Genomic DNA, 474 nt, shown 5'->3' on the forward strand with positions numbered 1-474 from the left:
CAGTTCATATACATGGGCGACGGGCGTGTCGTCCTCGTCTTCGATGCACCAGTAATGGCGGATTCCAGCCTCCGCGTATTTGCGCAGCTTGACCGTGCGGTCGCGGTGTGCGGACTCCGGGGAGACGACTTCCACGACGAGCAGGACGTCCTGCGGTGCGTAGCAGGTGCGGTCGGGATCATACGGCGCAGTGGTCACAAGAAGATCCGGCTCGGGGCGATTGCGCTCGTCGAGCCGGATGGTCATCTCCCGCTCGACCTCGATGCCACCTGGAGTCTGCTCCATGAGCGCGACAGTGAGAGCGGTGACGAGACGACCATGCCAGGACCGCTGCGGTGACATCATGAAGATGAGTGCTCCGTCGATCAGCTCGGTGTGTCGGGGCGCCTCCGAGAGACGGTCCAGATCCTCCGCGAACCACCCCTCGGCGCGGGGCGGGCGCATCCAGTCGGGCAGGGAGGTCATGCCCCAACC

1 protein-coding gene is annotated in these 474 nt (G+C 65.0%); it reads right to left on the reverse strand.

Annotated elements, in window-relative coordinates:
• The coding region (locus NBW77_RS04910) for a Uma2 family endonuclease (protein WP_131745464.1) at positions 1–465 on the reverse strand (465 nt) is incomplete at its 3' end.
• Between the last annotated feature and the right edge of the window lie 9 nt (positions 466–474).

The organism is Frankia sp. Cppng1_Ct_nod, assembly GCF_920656135.1.
Classification (GTDB): Bacteria; Actinomycetota; Actinomycetes; order Frankiales; family Frankiaceae; genus Protofrankia; species Protofrankia meridionalis.